The organism is Loktanella atrilutea, assembly GCF_900128995.1.
GTDB classification, from domain to species: domain Bacteria; phylum Pseudomonadota; class Alphaproteobacteria; order Rhodobacterales; family Rhodobacteraceae; genus Loktanella; species Loktanella atrilutea.
This window is the reverse complement of the sequence record NZ_FQUE01000021.1, coordinates 20,855-27,327: the sequence shown is the minus strand read 5'-3', so window position 1 is coordinate 27,327 and position 6,473 is coordinate 20,855. Positions and strand designations below refer to the sequence as shown.

The 6,473-nt window shown below is 60.0% G+C and carries 3 protein-coding genes and 2 pseudogenes; 2 read left to right on the top strand and 3 right to left on the bottom strand.

Going from position 1 to position 6,473, the window contains the following annotated elements; all coding sequences use genetic code 11:
• Window positions 1-246 precede the first annotated feature (246 nt).
• Window positions 247-951, bottom strand: a pseudogene (locus BUA54_RS19460) (IS3 family transposase); the annotation flags it as partial.
• Between BUA54_RS19460 and BUA54_RS21330 the strand changes: the two are divergent.
• Together BUA54_RS21330 and BUA54_RS19450 are read left to right on the top strand one after the other, a co-directional pair.
• Window positions 952-1,188, top strand: a pseudogene (locus tag BUA54_RS21330) (IS3 family transposase); the annotation flags it as partial.
• Between the two features lie 851 nt (window positions 1,189-2,039).
• Entirely contained in the window at window positions 2,040-4,184 is a 2,145-nt protein-coding gene (locus tag BUA54_RS19450) for an esterase-like activity of phytase family protein (protein ID WP_072858914.1), read from the top strand.
• A 756-nt stretch (window positions 4,185-4,940) separates the two neighbouring features.
• On the opposite strand, the gene BUA54_RS19445 is transcribed toward BUA54_RS19450, so the two are convergent.
• Window positions 4,941-5,348 carry a cupin domain-containing protein gene (locus BUA54_RS19445; RefSeq protein WP_072858913.1) on the bottom strand — a complete coding sequence of 136 codons (408 nt, stop codon included), beginning with the start codon at window positions 5,346-5,348 and terminating at the stop codon, window positions 4,941-4,943.
• Window positions 5,348-6,415, bottom strand: coding sequence for an Ldh family oxidoreductase (locus tag BUA54_RS19440; RefSeq protein ID WP_072858912.1), 1,068 nt, complete (start codon window positions 6,413-6,415; stop codon window positions 5,348-5,350). The genes BUA54_RS19445 and BUA54_RS19440 overlap by 1 nt, the downstream gene beginning before the upstream one ends.
• Window positions 6,416-6,473 lie beyond the last annotated feature (58 nt).

Below are 6,473 nucleotides of genomic sequence, written 5' to 3'. Positions count from 1 at the left end.
TCGAGGCCGAAGCCAACTACTATGCGCAGCGTGCCGCGCTCGATATGGTCGCATAAAGTGAAGCAAACGGTCTCCGGCAAACCCGGCGCGGTTCAGTTTGTGCTTTGAGCCAGCCTTCATGCTGGGCGCGATTGCGTCCTAAAAAGGAGGAGTCATCATAGCGGGATGCCCAATCACGGAATGCCAGATGACTTTCATGCATGTCTCTGTAATCCCCCCGTTTTTAACGGGACGAGGTCGTAGAACTTACGCAGCCATTTTCAGTTTCATTGCCGGCGTGATGCCGCCAATGCCCATGTTCGGGCGATCGTTGTTGTAAGTCCAGAGCCACTGGGTGGCGAAATGCTGGGCCTCCTCGATGCTGTTGATGATGTATTGGTCCAGCCATTCGTGCCGGACGGTGCGGTTGTAGCGCTCGATGTAGGCGTTCTGTTGCGGTTGACCTGGCTGGATGTGGGCCAAGGCGATGCCCTGCTCTTCGGCCCATTCCAGCAGCGCATGACTGATGTATTCCGGGCCGTTGTCCACGCGGATGGTCTTGGGCTTCCCGCGCCATTCGATGATGTTGTTCAGGCTGCGGATGACCCGCTCTGCCGGCAGGGAGAAATCCACCTCGATGCCCAAACCTTCCCGGTTGAAGTCGTCCAGCACGTTCAGGAGCCGGAACGCGCGACCGTCCTCAAGCCGATCCGCCATGAAGTCCATCGACCATGTCACATTCGGGCATTCTGGCACGGCCAGAGCGTCCGGCACGTCCCGCTTCAACCTTTTGCGCGGCTTGATCCGCAAGTTCAGCTCCAACGCGCAGTAGATCCGGTAGACGCGCTTGTGATTCCACGGGTGCCCCTTCACGTTGCGCAGGTGCAGAAAACACAGCCCGAAGCCCCACGTCTTGCGCGCGTCTGTCAGGCCGACCAGCAGATCGGCGATCAGTTCGTTCTCATCGCTGAGCACGCGGTGAACGAGAAGCGCGTCCGTCGGCTCATGCGCCTGATGGGACTGATGCCGATTTATCAGAAGCCCAACACCAGCAAGCCGGCGAAGGGGCACAAGACCTATCCCTACCTCTTGCGCGGGCTGCGTGTGGAGCGACCCAACCAGGTCTGGTGTGTGGACATCACCTATCTGCCGATGCGCCGCGGTTTCCTCTATCTGGTAGCGATCATGGACTGGCATACGCCCCGCTTGCATGCCGCCTATGACACGCTGGTTGGAGAAGGCCGGTGGCTGCCGCCTCAGGGGCTCGGCACCTTCCCGATCCGCTTTCCGTCACGAGAGAGTGCCGGAGATGATGGTTGGCACGTGGACATGAGCTTCGGGACCGAGAACCCCGACTTCATGGAATGGCGGGCGAACGTCATGAGCAGTGACAGGGCGCTTCTGATGCTGTTTCTGTTCTCGGACGTCGGATCCGGTGGCGCTCCCACCCGGATACGGAAGGGGTCGCATGCCACCATTGCCAGAGAACTGCTACCCCACGGCAAAGCCGGTGCTACCCTCAAGCAGCTCTCGGCTGGAGGCTACACCTCCACGCAGGACTGCGAGATCGCTCTCGCGACCGGAGAGGCTGGAACGGTCTACCTTTGCCATCCTTTCGTGGTTCACGCGGCGCAGTCGCATTGTGGGACCGAGCCGCGATTCATGGCGCAGCCGCCGCTGCTGCCCCGCACGGAGTTTGACCCGAAACAGCCACCGTCGGCGGTCCAAGTTGCCATACGCAGGGCCTGCAACCTGGCGATATGATGCAAAAGGGTTGCGGGATCGCCGTTTGATCCCGGGACTTCACATCAAATGTCGTAGATGCACTCGGACCGGGCCTTCACTTCAGCCAGTGGCAAGGTCCGGTGAGCGGACATAGCAATGCGATGCTATGCTATGGTAAGACAGGACTGATCTGTTTTTGTCGATCGGAAAGAACGGGCTGGCCTGAGACCGTTGCGAACAACCAATGCCTTAGCATGCTCCTAATTCTGGAGCAAGTCGCATAATCGTTACACCATCATGGCAAGCCGACGCCTGTCACAGACAGGGAAAATATCATGACGACCAGACAATTGCCTCTCGTTTCGATCTTTGCGTTGATCGCTGGATCAGCGTCAGCGCAGGACATGACCTTTAACCGGATCGCCAGCTTTCCCGTCGCCGCGAACGGTGATGTTAAGGAGACGTCGGCCGAGATCATCGACGCGACGGAAGACGGCATGAAACTGATCTATTCCGACAGCCTCGCGGGCGTTATCGGTGCGATCGACCTGACCGACCCGGCCAGCCCCGCACCGGCGGGTGAATTGGCCATGGAAGGTGAGCCGACATCGGTCGGCATCATGGGCAACATCGCGTTCGTCGGCGTCAACACCTCCGAGAGCTATGCCCAGCCGTCCGGTCGTCTTGCCATCGTCGATGTCGCATCGCTGAGCGAAACCGCAAGCTGCGATCTGGGCGGACAGCCCGACTCCGTTGCCGTCGCCCCCGACGGCACCTTCGTCGTCGTCGCGATCGAAAACGAGCGTGACGAGGATTTTGGCGACGGTCGCGTGGGACAGTTGCCAGCTGGCTGGCTTTCCATTGTGCCGGTCATGGACGGTGCCGCTGACTGCAATGGGATCACCAAGGTCGAGATGACCGGCTTGGCCGATATCGCACCGGAGGACCCGGAGCCCGAGTTCGTCGATATCAACGACGCAGGCGAAATCGTCATGACGATGCAGGAAAACAACTGGCTGGTCGTCGTGTCAAAGACCGGCGAGCTGCTGTCCAGCTTCTCGGCCGGGACTGTCACCATCGACGGTATCGACGCGACCGAGGATGACGCGCTGTTGTTCACAGATACGCTGACCGACGTTCCCCGTGAACCCGATTCCGTCAACTGGATCGACGCCGACCACTTCGCCACCGCCAACGAAGGTGACATGGACGGTGGCAGCCGTGGCTGGACGATCTGGAACAAGGACGGCACGGTCATCTATGATTCCGGGAACACGTTCGAACATGCGCTGATCGAGATCGGCCACTATCCCGAGGGCCGGTCCGAAAACAAGGGCGTGGAGCCCGAGTCGATCGAGTTCGGCACCTTCGACGGCACACCGATGGCGTTTGTCGGCTCCGAACGCGGGTCGGCCGTAGGCGTTTATGACTTGACTGACCCGGCAAACCCGGCGCTGATGCAGATCCTTCCGTCCGGTATCGGGCCCGAAGGCTTCAAGGTGATCCCGTCCCGCAACTTGCTGGTCTCCGCCAACGAGACCGACCTGGGCGTGGACGGTGCGGCGCGGTCGCACGTCATGGTTTATGAATACGCCGAAGGCAGCGCCAACTACCCGATGCTGACCTCTGCCGGGGCCGATACGCTAATCGGCTGGGGCGCCCTGTCGGGCCTGACCTCGGATGACGACGGCATGCTGTACGCGGTGAATGACAGCTTCTACGCCGGCAGCCCGATGATCTTTACCATCGACGCATCGTCCGAACCGGCCCGCATCACCGCCGCCACACCTGTCACGCAGGACGGTGCTGCTCCCGCCGGGATCGACCTCGAGGGGATCACGACCGATGGGGCTGGCGGGTTCTGGCTGGCCAACGAAGGCCACGCCGAGAAGGAGCGCCCGCAGCGGTTGTGGCATGTCGGGGCCGATGGCGTGGTCGTGGACACCGTCGATCTGCCCGCGGATTTGGTCGCAGGCGCCACGACCAATGGCCTCGAAGGCATCACACTGGCCGAGGATGGCACCTTGTGGATGGCCGTGCAACGCGCCTGGGCCGACGACGCCGATGGCACTGTCAAACTGCTGAACTATGCGCCGGAGACCGAGACGTGGACTGCTGTTGCCTACCCTCTTGAAACGGCAGAGGCCGGCTGGGTGGGCCTGAGCGAGATCGTGGACCACGACGGCTACCTCTACCTGATCGAACGCGACAACCAGATCGGGGACGCGGCAAGGATCAAGCTGATCACGCGCGTCGCGCTGGACGGCCTGACACCCGCACCAGTGGGCGGCGCGCTGCCCGTCGTCGCGAAGGAGATCGTGCGCGACCTGATCCCCGACCTTACCGCGACCGGCGGATATGCAGTAGACAAGGTCGAGGGTCTAGCATTCGGCGCAGACGGCACCGCTTATGTCGTCACCGACAATGACGGTGTGGACGACAGTTCCGGCGAAACGCTGTTCCTGCGGCTGAAACTCTGACCGAGCCACCGTGCGCAACACGAAGAGGCTCGGCGCGCAGGCGTCGGGCCTTGGCATGTCGACGCCGCAGTAGCCACCGTGACGTCGATGTTGCCTCGCCCTGTTCGTATCACCCCGTCCTCAAACGACCACCAAAACCATTACAGGTTAATCGACAGAGTGAAATTTTACCAATTCAACGGTTGAGGCTACATCGTAACAGATGATCTGCGCATCATCCGAGGAAACAAGCCGACAATCGCCGCATAGCAGAAAACCGGTCAGACAGACTCGGAGCCGACATGCGGCGGTGCAGCGCCTCGAGCGTCTGGCAACCCTCGACTGCCGTCGCTTCCGGCCCAAATCCGCCGTTCGCCGACCGGTTCATCGCTGCGGTGCGGCTTCACTCAAGCAGACCTTCGCGCTTTGAGCAGCGTCTGCTATACTTAAATAATGCTATGTGGACAGGGCGATTATCCGCGCTCGTCAAGTTCCACTGTCGTGAATTCGGCTCCCTAAAATGCAGGGCTCGGTATCGCGCAGATTTGTGATCAGTTCAATTTCGCCGAAAATAAAGAGACTTTCAGTAAATTCATTTTCTAGAGATAAACCTGTAGCCGAATTGCATCGACATGTCGCAGGTTTCGACCAGGACCAAGACTTCACGGTCTTCATTTTTGGATACCAACGTCGAAAACCGGGAAATAGTAGTGGGTTGACTTTGTTAGAATCACGGACTGCCTCAATGCTTTAAATCACGTAGAGGCAGTCGGCACTTCAATCACTTTCCGACATAATCGGAACTTCAACACCGGTCGCGATATGCGTCCGCGTCGCCTGAATCGAGCTGTAGGTCCAAAAAATTCGCAAAAGATGCGTATCTGATGGGTTGATGAAACGATGGGAGACGCCCGCGGGTAGCCAGGTTACGTCACCCTCGGAGGCTTGATGACCTACACCGTCAATTTCCACCGTTGCATTGCCGGCAACGATCAGCACGCTCTCCTCGCAGTTATGAAAATGCAAAGGGATTGCTGCGGAGGGTGGTATGTCCGTAAAGCCGTTCAAGAATGCAGTTGCCCCGATTTGGGGCGTCACCATTTGTATCGTCGACGCCCCACCCTGCCGGCTGATGCGGGGTCTGTCGGCAGGGTGCACGATGGCACCCTTCGCCAATCCATTCATCACACGTTCTCCTTGGGCGAGAAAGATTCTGTCACCGCAGCCAGGTCGCGCAAATTTGCGAGAACTGCAGTTGGTAGGGAAATGCCGGTCTCGCGTGCCTGACGCAGTCTCTTCAATTCCCGCTCGCCGGGCAATTGGACCAAGACGGCCGGGTCGGAGGGCTGGGTTTCATGCAGGATCGTTCCGAAATCCTCCATCCGTTCCCCCAGCTCTGCTGCTGGCATCAAACGACTGGTGTCGATCAAAATGAAGCTGTGACCAAGATTCTGCGCTGCTTCTGGTTCGCTGGACCAGCTTTTTACGTGGGTCAGGTAGGCGGCGTTGGACAGCATCCCCGTCATCAGATCAACGCACAGCGAGAGGCCATAACCCTTGTAGCCGCCCATCGGCAGTAGAAAGCCCTTGAGCGCCGCGGTCGGATCCGTCGTCGGGCGGCCATCGGCGTCGGTGCCCCAGCCTTCGGGGATCGGTTGTCCTGCGGTTTCAGCGTCACGGATTTTACCGCGCGCAACGACGGACATCGCCATATCAAGGATGACCGGGTGCCCGGCCGGATTGGGGAAGCCAAACCCCAGCGGGTTGTTCCCAAGCTTCGCCTCCGCCCCGCCGGTCGGCGCAATGGTGGTGCTTGCGTTCGACGCGATGAAACTTGCGAACCCCGCTTCCGCCGCGAGCAGCGCATAGGGCGCGATCGGACCGAAATGGTTCGAGTGGCGCACGAAGACAGCCCCGATCCCGGCGTCTCTGGCCATGTCCATCGCTTCTGTCAGTGCCGCCATGCCGATCGCTGGCCCAAGCCCATTGTCGCCATCGAGCGTCGCCAAAGCGGGTGCCACGCGGGTCGCGACGATCGCGGCATCGGGCTTGATCCCGCCAATGCGCAGACGAGACCCATATTGTGCGACCCGCGATGCGCCGTGGGTGGTAATGCCCATCATTTCAGCCAGGACGAGCACCTTGGCCGCATCGGCCGCGGCGGCCTCAGCGACACCAAAACCGCACAAGGCGAGGGTTGCGAGACGGTGCAACTCCGACTCGGATATGGTAGTTTTTTCAATATCTTGCATGGATTTTCCTTAGGGTTTCGGTTACTGTCCAGCGATGATCCTCACCACTGACAAAAGG

Coding starts and splice junctions, on each gene's coding strand:
- BUA54_RS19450 (WP_072858914.1), top strand. CDS start 2,040: ATGACGACCAGACAATTGCCTCTCGTTTCGATCTTTGCGTTGATCGCT.
- BUA54_RS19445 (WP_072858913.1), bottom strand. CDS start 5,348: ATGAATGGATTGGCGAAGGGTGCCATCGTGCACCCTGCCGACAGACCC.
- BUA54_RS19440 (WP_072858912.1), bottom strand. CDS start 6,415: ATGCAAGATATTGAAAAAACTACCATATCCGAGTCGGAGTTGCACCGT.